Genomic DNA, 17,945 nt, shown 5'->3' with positions numbered 1-17,945 from the left:
ATGAACTTATCAGCGCTGTTTATTAAACGACCGGTTGCCACCTTATTATTAGCCATTAGTGTGGCGATTTGCGGTATCGTCAGTTATCTGGCTTTACCAGTCGCGCCATTGCCCAATCTCTCGGTGCCGGCGATTTTTGTGCGTGCGAGCTTGCCTGGCGCTAGTCCAGAAACCATGGCGAGTAGCGTGGCCACGCCATTGCAGCGTGCCTTAGGATCGATTGCCGGGGTGGATGTGTTAAGCGCCACCAGTCAGGAGGGCAGTACACAGATTATTATTCTCTTTGAGTTGCGTAAGGATGTGAACGATGCAGCAAGAGAGGTGCAGGCTGCCATTAATAAAGCGCAACATCTGCTACCCAGCAATATGCGTACACCACCCACCTATCGTAAGATGAATCCTGCTTCTAGTCCGATTATGGTGTTGACACTGACTTCAGAGACGCATAATTTGGGTGAGCTCTATGATTTGGCGACCACGGTAATTGCACAAAAAGTAGCGCAGGTAGAGGGGGTCGGTGAGGTCAGTGTTGGTGGGAGTTCCATGCCGGCGGTACGGGTAGATTTAAACCCGATGCAGTTGACTAGCTATGGCATCACCCTGGATGAGGTCAGTCGAGCCATCAGCGAATCCAATCAAATTAAGCCGCGCGGCTTTATCGAAAACAAAAATTTACGTTGGCTTATTAGTGCTAATGGTATTTTACATAAAGCCGCAGACTATCAAGATTTAATTATTCGCTGGCGCGAGGGTCAGGCGGTGCGCCTAAAGGATGTGGCGCATGTTTATGATTCCGTCGAAAATGAGTATAACTTTGGTTTTTTAGATCATCAACCTGCCATTAACCTGATTATTCGACGTGAAGAGTCGGCCAATATTATTCAAACCGTTGATGCAATAAAGCAGCAATTGCCAGCGCTGAATGCCTTAATGCCAGCGCAAGTGGATTTAAATGTATCGCAAGACCGCTCCTCTAGTATTCGTGCCACCTTGTATGAGGCTGAGAAGACCTTGGTATTGGCGGTGATCTTAGTGGCGCTGGTGGTGTTGGCTTTTTTAAGAAAGCTTAGAATTACGATGATTCCGGCGGTATCGGTGCCGATTTCTTTATTCGGTTCTTTTATCGTGATGTATTTTTTGGGCTTTTCCCTTAATACGATCTCCTTAATGGCTTTGATAGTTGCCACTGGCTTTGTGGTGGACGACTCAATTGTGGTGGTAGAAAATATTGTGCGCCATATGGAAAAGGGCTTGGCGCCTTATGAAGCTGCATTAACTGGCGCTAAGGAGGTCGCTTTTACTGTGGTGACGATGAGCCTGTCGCTGGTGATCGTTTTTCTACCCCTGTTGCTGATTCACGAGATGATCGGTTTGCTCTTTTATGAGTTCGCGTTGACGCTGACGGTGGCTGTCTTGGTCTCACTCGTGGTCTCGCTCACGCTGGTGCCCATGTTATGTGCGCTTTGGTTACGTCCGGACAAGGATCTGCATCACGCCACAGCACCCGCAAAGAAGCCAAGGCGATTACTACGCATGTTGGAGCAGCCTTATGAGTTGCTATTTCGCTTTTATCGGTGGAGTTTGGCTTGGAGTCTACGCTGGCGTGCGGTGACATTTTTTAGCTTGGTGTTGGTGGTGATTTTAAATGTGCACCTATTTATGACGGTACCCAAAGGCTTTTTTCCTCAGCAAGATACCGGTATGATTCGCGGCATGTTCAGAGTCGATGAGGGCACCTCCTTTGAAACGATGAAGCCTAAATTTGATGAGTATCGACGGATTATTTTGGCGGATCCGAATGTCGCTACGGTGAGTGGTTTTGCCGGTGGTCGTGGCGGCAGTTCCAGCAGTTTTATGACGATTCAATTGGTGCCTTTTGAAGAGCGTGAGTTGACGGCTCAAGAAGTCATTAATCAATTACGCACTAAACTGTCGCATATACCTGGTTCGAGCATGTCCTTATTTGCCGTACAGGATATACCGGGTGGTGGCGGTTTGGGTGGTCAGGATAGCGGTGATTATCAGTTTTTATTAAAAGCAGGTGATTTGCCTACACTTAGAGAATGGACAGCTAAGGTACGTGCAGCCTTTTTTGAATTACCCGAGTTGGTCGATGTGTCTGAGGGCTCTGAGGATAAAGGTAGCCGTTTGGAGTTGCACATTGATCGGGAAAAGGCGCTGCGGCTCGGTGTGGATATGCGTCTGGTGGCGAGCACCTTAACTAATCTCTATGCCTCACGTCAAGTGTCGGTGATTTATGAAGAGCTGAATCAATATAATGTGGTGATGGGGGCAAATGCTCGCTATGCCCGAGATGCCACTGTGCTTGATGATTTGATGGTGATGAGCAATGATGGGCGAGCGATCCCAATTAGCTCTTTTACTACCCTAAGCATGGCAAATGCGCCATTGCGCGTGAACCAGTCGGACGGGATGTTAGCGGATTCGATAAGTTTCGCTTTGGCTGAGGGAGTGAGCTTGGAGCAGGCGCGCGCAGCGATTAACGATGCGCTTATCCGAATCAATTTACCTACACGCTTGGTGCAAGCAGGTTTTGACGGCACCGCTGCCGATTTTGAAAAAATGCAACGACAGCAACCCATCATGTTATTAGCAGTGATTGTATTACTTTATTTGCTGCTTGGGATGTTATATGAAAGCTATATTCATCCTTTGACCATTTTATCCACCTTACCGTCCGCTGGTTTTGGTGCCTTATTGGCACTGAATATGGTGAATATGGAGTTTACGATTATTGCTCTGATTGGTCTTTTCTTATTGATCGGTATTGTGAAGAAAAATGCCATTATTATGATCGATTTTGCTTTGCAGCGACAGAGAGAGGATAATCTCAGTTCCGAGCAGGTGATTTATGAGGCTTGCTTAGTACGTTTTAGACCGATTCTGATGACCACCTTTGCTGCACTGTTTGGCGCTTTGCCTTTAGTTTTGGCCACCGGTGCCGGGGTGGAAATGCGCCAGCCGCTCGGTATAACCATTATTGGTGGTTTAGTGGTGAGCCAAATTTTGACCCTTTATAGTACCCCGGTGGTGTATTTATACCTAGATGATTTAGCTAACCGGCTTAAGCGTAAATTATCAAGGCGGCAGCAAGTTATTGAGAGTAAATCATGAGATTAAAGCGATTAATCCTAGCTCTGGTCGCACTGAGTGCGGTCAGTGGCTGTGCGGTGGGACCGGATTATGAGGTGCCGGCAGTCGTTACCGCATCCGCCTTCAAAGGTGCACCGGTCAATAGTGCACAATGGATTGAACTTAAAGCGACCCAAGCTTGGATTCGCGGTGATTGGTGGACGCTGTTTAAGGATGCGGAATTAAATCAATTAATGCTATTGCTGAATCAGGAGAATCAGAGCATTGCGCAAGCGTTGGCTCGCTATCAAGCAGCCATTGCTCAACGTCGTAGCGCGACGGCTGATTGGTTCCCCAATGTCGGTAGTACGACGTCAGTGACGCGGGCCGGTGGTTCGGAGCAAGACCCGAATAATCGCTTTTCCTTAGGGGCGAATTTGTCCTGGGAAGCCGATCTTTGGGGTAGTATTAGGCGTTCGGTAGAGTCAAGCACCGCTTCCGAAGAGGAGGCAGAGATTGCCTTAGCTGATGCTCGTTTAAGCATGCAAGTGCAGCTACTGGAGAGCTACTTCCAGCTACGTCGCACCGATTTAGAGCGTGAGTTACTGCGTAAGATTATTCAAGCTTATGAGCAATCTTTAACGATTACCCGTAATCGTTATGAGCAGGGCGTGGTTGCTTATGCAGATGTGGTGCAGGCAGAGGCACAATTAGAAAATGCACGCGCCGATGCGATTGCTGTTGAAACCAACCGTCGTCACTATGAAAATACGATTGCTGTGTTGGTGGGGCAAATGCCTTCCAGTTTCCATATCGCTGAAAGGGTGGATGATTTACCCGAAATGATTTCGGTGCCGGTAGGTATTCCAGCTGAGCTGTTACGGGCGCGACCCGATGTAGCAGCTGCTGAACGTCGAGTTGCAGCTGCCAACGCCAAGATTGGGGTGGCGCAGTCGGCATGGTTGCCGCGCTTAAATTTATCCGCTAACGGCAGCTACCAGGCAACACATTTCTCGGACTGGATTCGTTCGCCGCTCAACGTATGGTCACTCGGACCGCAATTGGTCTTAAGTATTTTGGATGGCGGTGCGCGTCAGGCCGCTGTCGATTCAGCCAAAGCAGCGTATCAAAGCGAGGTGGCAGCTTACCGACAAGCGGTGTTAGAGGCGATGCGTGAAGTGGAAAATGCCTTAACCGCAGCGGTCAATCTTGAGCGTGAGCAGGAGGCGCAGCAGCGTGCCCTAGCCGCATCGCGTCAATCATTAAGCATTGTGATGAATCAATATCAAGCCGGCTTAGTCGATTACCTAAGTGTTGCCCAGGTACAAAACAGTACTTATAATGCCGAAATACGTCAATTAAACCTACGTGCCAGCCGTTTATTAAACCAAGTCGAATTAATTCGTGCCTTAGGCGGCGGTTGGGAAAATCCGCGACTGCTACAAGCCAGCCGCTAATCAGCATTGGCATCGTTTTACTGAGGGATTTTTATGCCATTTTTTAAGTGTGACTCAATGAATGATTTTCCGCATGATTTTATGATCGATGATGTAGTCTGCGGTCTCAAAGAGCAGCGCCAAGCATGGCGTACTGAGCAAAATCGTTTAGAGGAAAAGGGCGGTCGACACTTGCCTTCACCCGAAGTTATTGCGCAAGCGATGCATTCGCTGACGGGCGCTTTATTTCCGATGCGTCTAGGACCTGAAGACTTAGTGCAGGAGAGTGAGGATTTTTACGTGGGTTATACCCTCGGTAAAGCCTTGAATTTACTACTGACACAGGTGCGTCTAGAGTTTTTACAAAAGTCCCATCAGAATGGGGTGGACCATGAGCAAATCCGTGAGCAGGCGGTAGAGATTGTACGGCGTTTTGCGGCCACGCTGCCCGAGATTCGTGGTTTATTGGATCAGGATGTGCGCGCCGCTTTCCGAGGTGATCCGGCAGCCACGAGTGTGGATGAGGTGTTACTTTGCTACCCTGGTGTGCATGCCATGGTGTCACACCGAATTGCGCATGAGCTATACAAATTGGATGTCAAAATCATCGCTCGGGTTATCTCTGAATTGGCTCATAGTCACACGGGCATTGATATTCACCCTGGAGCAACCATCGGCCCTGGTTGTTTTATTGACCACGGTACCGGTGTAGTGATTGGTGAAACCGCTATTATCGGCAATAATGTCCGGATTTATCAGGCAGTGACTTTAGGTGCCAAGAGCTTCCCTAGCGATGAGCATGGTAATTTGCATAAAGGACTCGATCGTCACCCAATTGTTGAGGATGATGTGGTGATTTATGCGGGGGCGACGATTTTAGGTCGTATCGTGATTGGCAAAGGCTCGGTGATTGGGGGTAATGTCTGGTTGACCCGTAGTGTGCCGGCAAATAGCGTGATTAGCCTAGCCGATCCTTGTGGTGAAAGTAGTCTGTAAGCGTTGATAAAAAGGCCGTGAGACACTAAGTTAACTCCCGGCCGAGTTACGATAGCTTAGTAAATCGCTGGCACCAGCATCTCGTCAGGTGTGGGTAAGCGCTTGTAGTCAGGATGATGGATGCGCTCGGGCAGCTCTACTTCATCATGCTCAATATCCGCATACGGGATTTGCGACAATAGATGCGAGATGCAGTTTAAACGAGCCCGTTTTTTGTCATCACCCTCAACGACCCACCAAGGGGCCTCAGGAATATGTGAACGTGCCATCATAATTTCTTTAGCCTTGGTATAGTCCTCCCAACGACGGCGAGACTCTAGGTCCATAGGCGATAGCTTCCACTGCTTTAAGGGATCGATCATGCGCATCATAAAGCGACGGTGCTGCTCCTCATCGGAAATTGAGAACCAATACTTAATTAAGATGATGCCGCTACGGATCAGCATTTTTTCAAACTCGCCCACGTCACGGAAAAAGGCCTCGTATTCCTCATCGGTACAGAAGCCCATCACGCGCTCGACCCCGGCACGGTTATACCAGCTGCGGTCAAATAGCACGATTTCGCCACCAGCAGGTAAATGGGATACGTAGCGTTGGAAATACCATTGGGTGCGTTCGCGATCATTGGGTGCGGGTAGGGCGGCAACGCGACAGACACGTGGGTTTAGACGCTGAGTAATGCGCTTAATGGCACCACCCTTGCCGGCGGCATCACGTCCTTCAAAAATCACCACCACTTTGAGTTTTTTCTCTACTACCCAGTCTTGCAACTTAACCAACTCGCCTTGTAAGCGGAGCAATTCACGGAAATATAGACGACGATCCATGCCTTCATCGTGAACGGTTTGACCCGCTTCAGTCAGTAATGCCTGATAACGTTCATCGTCAATTTCCATTTCTAGCTCTTCATCAAAGCTATCCATGATTTCAGCGTAAAGACGACGCGCGTTTTCTGATAGAGATTGACTCATAATATAAACCTAATGTGTGTGACTTCTTTGGTAAAAATATCTGCTTATTTTATTTATACTACCACTGAATAATGAATCTAATATGACGATTCATCGCTTTTAAGCATAGAAAAAACGCCGCACAAGCATTGAGCTCGCACGGCGTTAATAGTGACATTAAAACGAGTGACTAGCTATAGATCTTACTGCCCTGCTTAATAAACTCAATGGATTTTTCTTGCATACCCTCTTGCGCTTTAGCATAGTCACGCACCTCTTGAGTAATCTTCATCGAGCAGAATTTCGGTCCACACATGGAGCAGAAATGCGCGATCTTAGCCCCTTCCGCTGGCAATGTTTGGTCATGATAGGACTCAGCGCGTTCTGGATCCAGACTTAAACGGAACTGATCCCGCCAGCGGAACTCAAAACGTGCTTTGGAGAGCGCGTTATCACGCAATTGAGCGCCTGGCCAGCCCTTGGCTAGGTCGGCTGCATGGGCGGCAATTTTATAGGTAATAATGCCGGTACGTACATCCTCTTTATCAGGTAAACCCAAATGCTCTTTAGGTGTTACATAGCACAGCATGGCAGTACCGTACCAACCAATATTGGTCGCACCGATACCAGAGGTAATATGATCATAACCGGGCGCAATATCTGTTACCAGTGGTCCTAAGGTATAGAATGGCGCCTCATAGCAATGCTTGAGCTCCTCGGTGACATTGGCCTGAATACGTTGCATTGGTACGTGGCCCGGACCCTCGATCATGACCTGTGCATCATGCTCCCAGGCTTTGGCAGTCAGCTCACCCAAGGTATAAAGTTCACTGAATTGTGCTTGGTCATTGGCATCGGCAATACTACCCGGACGCAAGCCATCACCTAAGCTGAAGGATACGTCGTAGGCCTTCATGATTTCACAGATCTCATCAAAATGTGTATACAAGAAGTTTTCTTGGTGATGTGCCAAACACCATTTCGCCATAATCGAGCCACCACGAGACACAATACCAGTGACTCGATCCGCTGTCATCGGTACATAGCGCAGCAGCACCCCGGCATGAATGGTAAAGTAATCAACGCCTTGTTCGGCTTGCTCAATTAAGGTGTCACGGAATAAATCCCATGTTAGGTCTTCGGCAATGCCACCGACTTTTTCCAAGGCTTGGTAAATAGGTACGGTGCCGATAGGTACCGGGGCATTACGAATAATCCATTCACGCGTTTCATGAATATGGGCGCCAGTGGAGAGATCCATAATGGTATCTGCACCCCAGCGCAGTGACCAGACCATTTTTTCGACTTCTTCGGTGAGTGAGGAGGTGACAGCGGAATTGCCCAAGTTGCCGTTGATTTTGACGCGGAAATTACGACCGATAATCATTGGCTCTAATTCTGGGTGGTTGATATTGGCCGGAATAATGGCGCGACCGGCAGCGACTTCACTGCGAACAAACTCCGGCGTAATATCTTCTGGTCGCTTAGGTAAATTGGCGCCGTAATCAAATCCCTCATGCTGTCTTAAGAGCTTGCTATAAGCGGGATCAGACATTAATTTATCCAACATCAATTGTTCACGTAAGGCTACAAACTCCATTTCAGGGGTGATAATCCCTTGGCGAGCATAGTGCATTTGCGTGACGTTTTTGCCGTTTTTGGCGCGTCTGGGTTGAGTGATCACATTAAAGCGTAGATGCGCTGCCTTAGGGTCAGCTAAGCGCTCGTTACCGAATTGACTGCTTAAGCCAGGCAGCTTTTCGGTGTCTCCTCTTTCCTCAATCCAGCGCTCACGAATACTGGGTAGGCCCTCTTTAAGGTCAATGCCTTGGGCGCTATCGCCATAAGGACCGGAAGTATCATACACGGGGATGGGTGGGTTAAGCTCTTCGCCTGCCGCAGTAATCGTGGGATCCTGTTCAATTAAGCGCAAAGGTACCCGAATATCATCACGACTGCCTTGAATATAGTGTTTAGTAGAATTTGGATAGGCAAACTGTAAGCTGATTTCCTCGCTTAAGTCGCTCAATGCTTGGGTGCTGTTTAATGATGCGCGTTGATTCATAATGCCTCCGTTGTGGTAAAAGGTGAACAGAGGTATGAATTTGCTTGGAGCGGATAGTGAGCATAACCTACTATCTCAGCACAAGAGAAACGTAAACACAATATGTGCTTACTACAAACTCCCTACGCCGGTACTAACCGGGTCAAGTTCAAAGGGTATTTCTCAGCCGCAACTGCAGCACCCCTGTTCGTTAGTGGCATTAAAACATTATTTGATAAAAGAATAAAGACTTTAGCTGCTGATTAGGGGTTAATACTGGTTTTAATTACTCTTTGGAACTTAAATGCGCTTACTTAGTCTAACTAAACAATTCGTTCTGAATGCTCTGCCTAGCAGCTGATAAATCATCACAATAAAGCACGCTAAGTCCATGATTATTTGGCATGAAGCTTTCATGCTATTGTCATATTATCTCGTTACTATATCGTCTGACATCATACTTAATTCATGTTTGGACTGTATCAAATGAGCTCGGCAGAGCGACAAAGCAAATAGTAATAATTATTAAAACATTAGGAGCATACTATGAAATTATTAACTCGTCTCCGTGAAGAATTTGCACCAATGACTCACGATGAATCTCTTAAGGATCTAAAGCAGGAAGCAGAGCAAGCTTCCGAGCATGCAGCAAGCGTAGAGGCGTTGATGCAAATGCTGGAACAACGTAAAATTCAAAATGAACCGGCTTAATTGATTAACTAGTCACGTTATTATGCGTTGATCACGCTTTTTTAAATTTTTAGCAGTATCTTCAAAAGCGCTGTTAGTCTTAGGACTGATGGCGCTTTTTGTTCGGCACGTTTTTATCGCGTGAGTACCCTTTGGGCAGCCATAGGATAAACGCACAAGATCATTGAAGGTAAAGGATAAGTAGCATTGGCACAGCAAGGCTTTTTGTTTGATGAGGATGAATTTTTTAGGCATGGTGCTTCAGACAGCTGCGAGCAAATTGGTGCCGCTAGCTTTATTCTGCGTGGCTTTGCCTTGCCTAAGGTGGCACCGATCATCGCAAGGTTAGAGCGTATTACTGAAGTCGCAGCTTTTCGGCAGATGCAGACCGCAGGTGGTCATCGTATGTCGGTGGAAATGACGAATTGTGGGGAGTGGGGTTGGTTAAGTGATGAGCAAGGCTATCGTTATGTGCAGCTCGATCCCCTAAGTGCTAAGCCTTGGCCTAGTATGCCAGCGTTATTTCTTAAGTTGGCGTACGATGCTGCAGCGACGGTGGGTTATGCGGGGTTTGCTGCGAATGCCTGTTTAATTAATCGCTATCGACCAGGCAGTAAAATGTCATTGCATCAGGATAAAAATGAGCGCGATTTTAATCAGCCCATTGTTTCCGTGTCTTTGGGCCTACCGGCTGTGTTTCTTTTCGGAGGGCATGAGCGCAGCGATAAAGTGGATAAGCATGCCTTATTTCATGGTGATGTAGTGATCTGGGGTGGTGTGGATAGATTGCGTTACCATGGTGTGATGCCACTTAAGGAAGCGGAGCATCCCGTGTTGGGTGCACATCGTATTAATTTGACCTTTAGAAAAGCCCGTTAAGTTGCGCTCAATACGCACCAGGCTGAGGAATACATCTAGTTTATAAAAAGTTGAGCCCGGATCGGAACCCGAGCTCAATGCCTATTAAAGCGCAACTAGTGAGTCTATATTAGGCGTCTGCAGCCTCAAGGAAGTCTTGTGCAAAGCGCTGTAATACGCCGCCAGCTTGGTAGATACTCACTTCTTCGGCCGTGTCTAAGCGGCAAGTCACTGGTACATCCACCGTTTCGCCATTACGGCGGTGTAGGCGTAGCGTTAGATCACAACCTGGGGCAGGTGTGCCAATCACGTCGTAGGTCTCGGTACCATCAATTTCTAGCGTGTTACGGTTAACACCCTCTTTGAACTGTAGTGGTAACACACCCATACCGACTAGGTTGGTGCGGTGAATGCGCTCAAAGCCTTCAGCGACGATGGCCTGCACACCGGCTAAGCGTACGCCTTTGGCAGCCCAGTCACGCGACGAACCCTGACCGTAGTCGGCGCCAGCGATAATAATCAGCGGCTGCTCGCGCGCCATATAGGTTTCAATGGCTTCCCACATGCGAGTGACTTTGCCCTCGGGCTCAATGCGAGCGAGTGAACCCTGCTTAACAGAGCCGTCTTCATTGCGAACCATTTCGTTAAACAATTTAGGGTTAGCAAAGGTGGCGCGTTGGGCTGTTAAGTGATCGCCACGGTGCGTCGCATAGGAGTTAAAGTCCTCCTCAGGTAGACCCATCTTGGCGAGGTACTCACCAGCAGCACTACTAGGTAGGATGGCATTGGATGGTGATAAGTGGTCAGTGGTGATGTTATCACCCAAGACCGCTAAAGGCACCATGCCTTTGAGACTACGCTCACCCGCTAAGGCGCCTTCCCAATAAGGAGGGCGACGGATATAAGTAGACATAGGACGCCAGTTATAAAGTGGGCTATCCGCTTTTTGCGTGGTCTCGTCCTTGGCAAACATAGGGATATACACCTTACGATATTGCTCAGGTTTCACCGCTTGCTTTTGGAGGGCGTCGATTTCTTCGTCGCTTGGCCAAATATCCTTAAGCGTGATCGGATTGCCGTCCTGGTCAAAGCCGAGTGGATCCTTTTCAATATCAAAACGGATGCTACCCGCAATCGCATAGGCGACTACTAAAGGTGGTGAGGCGAGAAACGCTTGTTTAGCATAAGGGTGAATTCGACCGTCAAAGTTACGGTTACCAGAAAGCACGGCAACCGAGTATAGATCACGCTCGATAATTTCCTCTTGGATCTTAGGATCTAAGGCGCCGGACATACCGTTACACGTGGTACAGGCAAAGGCAACCACACCAAAACCGAGCTTTTCTAACTCAGGCATCAGCCCTGCTTCTTCAAGATACAGCGCAACGGCTTTAGAGCCAGGGGCAAATGAGCTTTTAACCCACGGCTTGCGTAACAGACCCAAACGGTTGGCATTGCGTGCTAAGAGGGCGGCGGCAATGACGTTACGGGGGTTATTCGTATTGGTGCAACTGGTAATGGCTGCAATAATCACGGCGCCATCTGGCATTTTGCCGTCTTTGCTCTCGTAGTCACCTAGCAGACCACGATTCCCCAACTCACTCACAGGTAATAAATTGTGTGGGTTCGACGGACCGGCTAAGGTACGCTCAACCGTAGATAAATCAAATTCAAGAACACGTTCGTACTCAGCGGTCTTTAGTGCATCAGCCCAAAGACCGGTGGTTTTAGCGTATTGCTCCACAAGCTCGACTTGCTCTGGCTCGCGACCGGTTAGCTTTAAGTAGTCGATAGTTTTATCATCGATATAGAACATGGCTGCCGTCGCACCGTATTCAGGCGCCATATTAGCAATGGTGGCACGATCACCGAGGCTGAGGTTGGCAGTACCCTCACCGAAGAACTCAAGATAGGCAGAAACCACTTTAGCATCACGGAGGAACTTAGTTAAGGCTAAGACAATATCAGTGGCGGTGATGCCTACACCCGGTTTGCCACTTAGCTTGACACCGACAATATCCGGTAAGCGCATCCAGGAGGCACGTCCGAGCATCACCGTTTCGGCCTCAAGACCGCCAACACCGATAGCGATTACACCAAGTGCATCCACCATCGGGGTGTGACTGTCAGTGCCGACTAAGGTGTCCGGGAAGGCAACGCCATCGCGCACCTCAATCACCGGTGACATATGCTCTAAGTTAATCTGGTGGAGAATACCATTGCCCGGCGGAATCACATCGACGTTTTCAAAGGCGGTTTTGCTCCAATTAATAAAGTGGAAACGGTCATCGTTGCGACGATCCTCAATGGCGCGGTTTTTCTCGAAAGCGTCAGGATCGTAGCCGCCGTACTCTACCGCTAGGGAGTGATCGACAATCAGCTGGGTTGGTACGACTGGATTGATTTTGGCGGGGTCACCACCCTTGTCGGCAATGGCGTCACGTAGACCAGCTAAGTCGACGAGAGCCGTTTGACCTAAAATATCATGACAGACCACACGTGCAGGGAACCATGGGAAGTCCACCTCACGCTTTCTGTCAGTTAACTGAGTTAACCAGGTGTTTAAGGTCTCTTGGTCTGTTTGACCGTCAGCTTTACGAACTAAGTTCTCAGCTAATACACGTGAAGAGTAGGGCAGCTTATCATAAGCACCGGGGCGAATCGCTTCAACGGCGGCACGCGCATCGTAGTAATGCAGCGAACGACCTGCTAGCGTTTTTTTGAAAGCAGATTGGGTCATTTGATATCCTCAGAGGTTTAATAATATTTCCAAAGATTTGATAGGCGTATTTAGCCTAGTGCATCATAATGTTATGATGAAAATCTTACACTAATACCCGATTGATTTTAAGCAATTGGCAAAAATAAATCTTATATAAGCAGAATAAAGTCTTATATAAGACATAAGACTAAACATATTATATTCATTTCATTCTTAATAGAGTTGATTTAAAGGTTTTTTATATGAAGAAGTTATCTCTATCGCTTATCGCCGGGCTCGTTGGTCTAGCTCTGTTGTCTTGTAGTACTTCTTCAGATTATTCGGCTGAGGTGGAGTCGGTGGCGTTTGATATGCATGCGCCTTTACAGGTGCCGGCATTGTCAAGTTTTGCGCAAACGGCACCGCGGGCCTTGCAGGGGCAGTATCGACCGGCACAATGGCATGATTTACCCGGCTGGTCCGAGGATAATGGCGAGCATCTGTGGATTACGCTGATTAATAACTGTCGCGGTCTGATGCGTCCAGTGTCAGGCTCGTTGACGATTCCAGCGCGGGCAACACCCCAGGATTGGCAGCCATTCTGTCGTGATGTGGCAGAGTTTAGCCGTGAACATGGTGAAACGCCTGAGCTTGGTGCGATGAAGTTTTTCTTAGAACAGCATTTGCAGCCTTGGGCTCTCGTTGGGCGTGGCATGGCGACTGGTTATTATGAGCCCATCGTACATGGCTCCAAATCACGTGGCGGTCAAAATCAATGGCCAATGTACGCAGTGCCTAAGGATTTATTAACTATTGATTTAGCAGGCGTCTATCCTGAGTTGGCTGGTAAGCGTGTACGCGGCAAGGTTGAGGGCAATAAGGTCGTGCCTTATGATAGCCGAGCACAAATTGCCGCTCGTGCTGATAAACCACCAGTGATTGCTTGGTTAAACGATCCGGTGGAGGCCTTTTTTCTGCAGGTTCAGGGATCTGGTCGCGTGCAATTGGATAATGGTCGTTCAATTCGCTTAGCCTACGCTGATCATAATGGTCGTCCTTATACCTCCATTGGTCGTTGGTTAGCCGACCAAGGCGAATTACCGCTGGCTCAGACTTCCATGCAAAATATCAAAGCCTGGGCGCAGCAAAACCCGCATCGGGTTGATGAAATGCTAAATGTTAACGAAGCCATGGTCTTTTTCAGAGAAGAGGCGATTCAAGACAGTATTGCAGGGCCAAAGGGCGCATATGGCATCCCCTTGGTAGCTCAAAGAACCGTTGCGGTGGACCCAGACTATGTGCCATTGGGCAGCCCACTGTATTTAGCCACCACCTATCCAGCATCTAATGCGCCTTTAGAAAAAGTCGTGTTTGCGCAGGATACCGGTAGTGCGATTAAGGGCGCTGCTCGGGTGGATTTTTTCTGGGGTAGTGGTGATGCGGCAGGTGAGCAGGCCGGCCGTATGAAGCAGGATACGCAGGTGTGGGTCTTATGGCCGGTTGGCATGGGGGAGCCTAACGCAAGATGAGCGGGAGTCAGAGCATGAGTTACGAGGTGGTGGTCTGTGGTGCCGGCATTGCCGGTATGGCAGCCGCTTTGCAATTAGCAAAAAATCAATTTAAGGTCGCTATTTTAGCCCCTAAAGTACAGCCTAAGCATAGTTTGGGTGAGCAGTATCACCCGCGGATTTACGCGATATCACTTGCCAGCCAGCAGTTTCTTGAAAGCCTGGGCGTGTGGCAGATGATGCCGTCTGAGCGTCGCAATCCAGTGCGTCAGATGGAGGTTCACGGGGATCTGGACGGGGTGATTGTGTTGGACGCACAGCAGTCACAGATGAGCGAGCTGGCTTATATTGTTGAGTCAGGCGAAATTGAACAGGCCCTGTTTAATGCGCTTAAGGTTTACGGTGTGCCTTGGATAGAGGATAGGATTCAGGGCTATGAGCAATGGCAGGGCGAGGTGCTTTGTGCATCCGGTCAGTTGTTGCAGACTAAGCTACTGATAGGGGCAGATGGTGCTCGTTCCACCGTGCGTGAGATTTGTGCTATCCGGCATGAGTTCAAAGCCTATGGCGATACCGGTTTAGTGGCGCAATTGAACGTAGAAAAACCACATCTTAATACTGCCATTCAGTGGTTTGATGGCAGTGGTGTGTTGGCCTTTTTGCCCTTGCCGGATACCGCTGATGGTCATCAGGTCTCGATGGTGTGGTCGGCCCGTCAGGCGATTGCTGATAAGTATTTGGCGATGTCAGCTGAGGAGCTGGCGCAACGTCTACCGCCAGCCTTACAGGCCATCGCAGGTCAGCGTTTAGGTGAGATTCAATTACGTAGTCCCATGTATGGCTTTCCATTGACCTTAGAGAGTTCGGCTATGGTGGGTCCTGGCGTGGCACTCGTGGGGGATGCCGCTCACCGGGTTCACCCCTTGGCAGGTCAGGGCTTAAATCTGGGTTTAGGGGACGTGGAGACGCTATGTAAGGTATTAATTGAGCGTGAGTCCATGCGTGATTTAAACGATATGCGTTTATTGCAGCGTTATAAGCATCAACGAGCCGAGGCGATTTTTAATATGCGCTTTGCAACGGATGGCTTATATCGTCTCTTTGCCCTTAATTCACCAGCACTTGCGATGTTGCGCAATACCGGCTTATCACTGGTGGATAGGATTGCGCCATTGAAAAAGTACTTTGTGCGCGCAGCTGCTGGGAACTAAGGCTTTTAGATCGTAATCATAGAGTGAATCAGTCATTGGAAAGGAATTATGGTGTTAAATCAAGTTAGGTCAATGTTGAAGCAAATTAGCTATTGTGGTGTGGCAGCTTTTGCGCTACTAGCCTCACAGACTGTTATGGCAACAAGTGTTGAGGAGTCGATTAAGGAGGGTCTTACAAAGCGTCTTCAGCAGCCTGTCACCGAGGTTAGAAAAACGCCCTTTGATAATCTTTACGAGGTGCGTGTGCAGGGTTCGGTGGTGTATACCGATGCAGCTAGACAGTTTGTGATTTTCGGCGGTCAGCTTTACGATTTGGAGAAGAATACTAATCTCACCGAATTGGCGTTGGAGGAGATGAATCGTGTTGATATTGACAGCTTGCCGCTAGATAAAGCACTTAAAATGGTTTATGGCGATGGTAAAAACCGTTTAGTGACCTTTGAAGATCCGAATTGCCCTTGGTGTAAAAGGCTACAAGCAGAGTTTGAGCAAATGGATGTGACAGTCTATACCTTTGTGACGCCAATCTTAAGCCCTGACTCATTTACTAAGACAGAGAATATCTTATGTGCCAAGGATCCGGTACAAACCTGGAAAGATTGGATGGCTAAAAATATCAGTCCTAAAAAGCAGGACAGATGTGAGCTACCGATTAACGAGGTACTAGCCCTGATGCAGCATTCAAATGTCGCAGGGACACCAGCGATCTTTTTTGATAATGGCAAACGGATTAACGGTTTTGCCGATGCAGAGCGTATGCGCCAAACCATGCAGGCTAAAGTAGAGTAGCTTTTTTTTGATGTGCAAAGGGGTGCCTTAGGAGCGCAGCTAGGGAGCGCACACGCAGATCGACATAGCTCGGTCGAATAATGTGTTGAGGACCAAAGGGCGTGCCGGGGTGGTAAATATAAACAGTTTGCCATCCCTCTTTTTTGGCGGATTTGAGGTTGCTGAGCGTATCCTCAACCAACACACATTGCTGCGGCTTTAGGTCTAAACTGGCTTGTAGTTGTCGTAATAGTGCGGGCGAGGGCTTCGGCTTGTATTCACCCAGCACCCGCATATGATTAATCGCACAGATACCAGCAAAGCATTGGATGATATTCAAGCCCTCTAACACTTGCACGGCATAATGTACAGGTGCATTGGTTAAAACATACTTCGTGCCGGGCACCGCATCTAGCAGGGTGGCTAAATGATGCTCAAAGCGCATGTATTGCGCCACTTCAAAGTTATGTGAATCTAGTAAAAACTGCTCGGGATCCAATTGATGGTGCTTATGCATACCAATCATGGTGGCACCATAGCGTTGCCAATATCGTTCACAAAGCTGCTTGGCGGCAACGGCATCAATGTGCAAATGCTGCATCACTGCCTTCACCATACCGAGGCTAATCTGCTCAAAAATGGCATGGGAAGCGTCATGGATGGTGTTATCTAGGTCAAAAAACCAGACGCGCGCAGCGGGTGATGTCTGCGCGCGATAGCGATGGCTTTTGGCCCTCAAGGGATGAATAAAACGAGTCCGAAGCATGCGGTCCGTTGCTTGCTTAGACCGTGATCATGGTGCCTACACCGTCATTGGTCAGAATTTCGAGCAATAAGCTGTGCGGTACACGACCATCAATAATGTGGACCGAATTGACCCCAGCATTCGCTGCTTCAAGCGCACCGGCCAGTTTCGGTAGCATACCACCAGAAATCGTACCGTCTTCTGCTAAGTCATTGATGCTCTTCGTATTAAGACGGCGTAAGAGATTTTTATCCTTGTCGAGCACACCGGGGATATTGGTTAATAGCACTAGCTTTTCAGCCATCAATACTTGCGCCAAACGACCGGCTACTAAGTCGGCATTAATGTTGTAGACCGCATTATCCTCCTCATTAAAGCCAATAGGGCTAATCACAGGAATAAACTGATCGTTTTGTAAGGCCTTAATCACCGCTGGATCAATGGATTGAATCTCCCCTACATAACCGATATCCAATGGTTGGTCTGGATTCTCGGCATTGTCCATTAGCTTTTTTCTGGCCTTAATCAGCCCGCCATCCTTACCCGTCAAACCGACGGCCTTACCGCCCGCCTGATTGATCATCATTACAATATCCTGCTGCACCTGACCCCCTAATACCCACTCAACCACTTCCATGGTTTCGGCATCGGTGACGCGCATTCCTTGGAGGAAAGTACCCTCCTTGCCTAAACGCTTAAGGGCTTGGTCAATTTGGGGGCCGCCACCATGAACCACGATCGGGTTTAAGCCGATTAATTTTAGTAGAGCCACATCATGCGCAAAGGTTTTTTGTAAATGCTCGTCCACCATGGCATTGCCGCCGAACTTAATAACGATGGTTTTGCCATGAAAACGACGAATATAGGGCATGGCTTCGGAGATAATCTCCGCTTTAATGGCAGGCGTGATAGCTGTCTCAGTCATGGTTAGCTCTTATAAAAGGG

Annotated in this window: 13 protein-coding genes and 1 riboswitch; of the genes, 8 read left to right on the top strand and 5 right to left on the bottom strand. The window is 48.4% G+C overall.

Annotated features, from left to right (window positions below; translation table 11 throughout):
- Genes HMPREF3144_RS00620 through epsC form a run of 3 tightly spaced genes read left to right on the top strand, consistent with a single transcriptional unit; the run spans position 1 to position 5,525 of the window.
- Entirely contained in the window at positions 1-3,135 is a 3,135-nt protein-coding gene (locus HMPREF3144_RS00620) for an efflux RND transporter permease subunit (RefSeq protein WP_070475676.1), read from the top strand.
- Positions 3,132-4,550, top strand: coding sequence for an efflux transporter outer membrane subunit (locus HMPREF3144_RS00615; protein WP_070475673.1), 1,419 nt, complete (start codon positions 3,132-3,134; stop codon positions 4,548-4,550). The genes HMPREF3144_RS00620 and HMPREF3144_RS00615 overlap by 4 nt, the downstream gene beginning before the upstream one ends.
- 57 nt (positions 4,551-4,607) lie before the next feature.
- Entirely contained in the window at positions 4,608-5,525 is a 918-nt protein-coding gene (epsC, locus tag HMPREF3144_RS00610; protein WP_070475671.1) for a serine O-acetyltransferase EpsC, read from the top strand.
- Positions 5,526-5,581: 56 nt separating this feature from the next.
- On the opposite strand, the gene ppk2 is transcribed toward epsC, so the two are convergent.
- Together ppk2 and thiC are read right to left on the bottom strand one after the other, a co-directional pair.
- Positions 5,582-6,496, bottom strand: coding sequence for a polyphosphate kinase 2 (gene ppk2, locus HMPREF3144_RS00605; RefSeq protein ID WP_018025929.1), 915 nt, complete (start codon positions 6,494-6,496; stop codon positions 5,582-5,584).
- 169 nt (positions 6,497-6,665) lie between these two features.
- Positions 6,666-8,540: a phosphomethylpyrimidine synthase ThiC gene (gene thiC / locus HMPREF3144_RS00600; RefSeq protein ID WP_070475667.1), complete on the bottom strand. Its 1,875-nt coding sequence runs from the start codon at positions 8,538-8,540 to the stop codon at positions 6,666-6,668.
- A 102-nt stretch (positions 8,541-8,642) separates the two neighbouring features.
- A riboswitch (TPP riboswitch) is annotated at positions 8,643-8,735 on the bottom strand.
- A gap of 330 nt (positions 8,736-9,065) precedes the next feature.
- Here thiC and HMPREF3144_RS11630 point away from each other — a divergent pair.
- Entirely contained in the window at positions 9,066-9,230 is a 165-nt protein-coding gene (locus HMPREF3144_RS11630) for a hypothetical protein (protein ID WP_168163044.1), read from the top strand.
- Between the two features lie 186 nt (positions 9,231-9,416).
- Entirely contained in the window at positions 9,417-10,088 is a 672-nt protein-coding gene (alkB, locus tag HMPREF3144_RS00595; RefSeq protein WP_018025926.1) for a DNA oxidative demethylase AlkB, read from the top strand.
- Positions 10,089-10,197: 109 nt separating this feature from the next.
- Here the strand turns inward: alkB and acnD are convergent, their stop codons facing one another.
- Positions 10,198-12,807, bottom strand: a complete 2,610-nt coding sequence (gene acnD / locus HMPREF3144_RS00590; protein ID WP_070475663.1) for a Fe/S-dependent 2-methylisocitrate dehydratase AcnD — start codon at positions 12,805-12,807, stop codon at positions 10,198-10,200.
- A 224-nt stretch (positions 12,808-13,031) separates the two neighbouring features.
- On the opposite strand from acnD, the gene HMPREF3144_RS00585 reads away from it, so the two are divergent.
- The 3 genes from HMPREF3144_RS00585 (at position 13,032) to HMPREF3144_RS00575 (ending at position 16,276) form a co-directional block, all read left to right on the top strand.
- Positions 13,032-14,297, top strand: coding sequence for a murein transglycosylase A (locus HMPREF3144_RS00585; RefSeq protein WP_036559416.1), 1,266 nt, complete (start codon positions 13,032-13,034; stop codon positions 14,295-14,297).
- A gap of 14 nt (positions 14,298-14,311) precedes the next feature.
- Complete coding sequence (locus HMPREF3144_RS00580; RefSeq protein ID WP_070475714.1) at positions 14,312-15,487, top strand: FAD-dependent monooxygenase; 1,176 nt, start codon at positions 14,312-14,314, stop codon at positions 15,485-15,487.
- Positions 15,488-15,559: 72 nt separating this feature from the next.
- On the top strand, positions 15,560-16,276 hold the full coding sequence (locus tag HMPREF3144_RS00575; RefSeq protein WP_036559414.1) for a DsbC family protein: 717 nt from the start codon (positions 15,560-15,562) through the stop codon (positions 16,274-16,276).
- On the opposite strand, the gene HMPREF3144_RS00570 is transcribed toward HMPREF3144_RS00575, so the two are convergent.
- Together HMPREF3144_RS00570 and argB are read right to left on the bottom strand one after the other, a co-directional pair.
- Positions 16,263-17,021 (bottom strand): HAD-IA family hydrolase, encoded by a 759-nt coding sequence (locus tag HMPREF3144_RS00570; protein WP_070475660.1) that lies wholly within the window; start codon positions 17,019-17,021, stop codon positions 16,263-16,265. The genes HMPREF3144_RS00575 and HMPREF3144_RS00570 overlap by 14 nt on opposite strands.
- 16 nt (positions 17,022-17,037) lie before the next feature.
- Positions 17,038-17,925 carry an acetylglutamate kinase gene (argB, locus tag HMPREF3144_RS00565; protein ID WP_018025920.1) on the bottom strand — a complete coding sequence of 296 codons (888 nt, stop codon included), beginning with the start codon at positions 17,923-17,925 and terminating at the stop codon, positions 17,038-17,040.
- Between the last annotated feature and the right edge of the window lie 20 nt (positions 17,926-17,945).

It is taken from the genome of Oligella sp. HMSC05A10, from assembly GCF_001808335.1.
GTDB lineage: Bacteria > Pseudomonadota > Gammaproteobacteria > Burkholderiales > Burkholderiaceae_B > Oligella > Oligella urethralis.
Note: the sequence above shows the minus strand (reverse complement) of the source record. Positions and strands in the feature narration are given on the sequence as shown.

Bases quoted from the DNA above. Each gene is read 5' to 3' on its own strand.
- HMPREF3144_RS00580 (WP_070475714.1), top strand. From the start codon at position 14,312: ATGAGTTACGAGGTGGTGGTCTGTGGTGCCGGCATTGCCGGTATGGCA.
- HMPREF3144_RS00615 (WP_070475673.1), top strand. From the start codon at position 3,132: ATGAGATTAAAGCGATTAATCCTAGCTCTGGTCGCACTGAGTGCGGTC.
- ppk2 (WP_018025929.1), bottom strand. From the start codon at position 6,496: ATGAGTCAATCTCTATCAGAAAACGCGCGTCGTCTTTACGCTGAAATC.
- HMPREF3144_RS00620 (WP_070475676.1), top strand. From the start codon at position 1: ATGAACTTATCAGCGCTGTTTATTAAACGACCGGTTGCCACCTTATTA.
- acnD (WP_070475663.1), bottom strand. From the start codon at position 12,807: ATGACCCAATCTGCTTTCAAAAAAACGCTAGCAGGTCGTTCGCTGCAT.
- HMPREF3144_RS00575 (WP_036559414.1), top strand. From the start codon at position 15,560: ATGTTGAAGCAAATTAGCTATTGTGGTGTGGCAGCTTTTGCGCTACTA.
- HMPREF3144_RS11630 (WP_168163044.1), top strand. From the start codon at position 9,066: ATGAAATTATTAACTCGTCTCCGTGAAGAATTTGCACCAATGACTCAC.
- HMPREF3144_RS00585 (WP_036559416.1), top strand. From the start codon at position 13,032: ATGAAGAAGTTATCTCTATCGCTTATCGCCGGGCTCGTTGGTCTAGCT.
- argB (WP_018025920.1), bottom strand. From the start codon at position 17,925: ATGACTGAGACAGCTATCACGCCTGCCATTAAAGCGGAGATTATCTCC.
- epsC (WP_070475671.1), top strand. From the start codon at position 4,608: ATGAATGATTTTCCGCATGATTTTATGATCGATGATGTAGTCTGCGGT.
- HMPREF3144_RS00570 (WP_070475660.1), bottom strand. From the start codon at position 17,021: ATGCTTCGGACTCGTTTTATTCATCCCTTGAGGGCCAAAAGCCATCGC.
- thiC (WP_070475667.1), bottom strand. From the start codon at position 8,540: ATGAATCAACGCGCATCATTAAACAGCACCCAAGCATTGAGCGACTTA.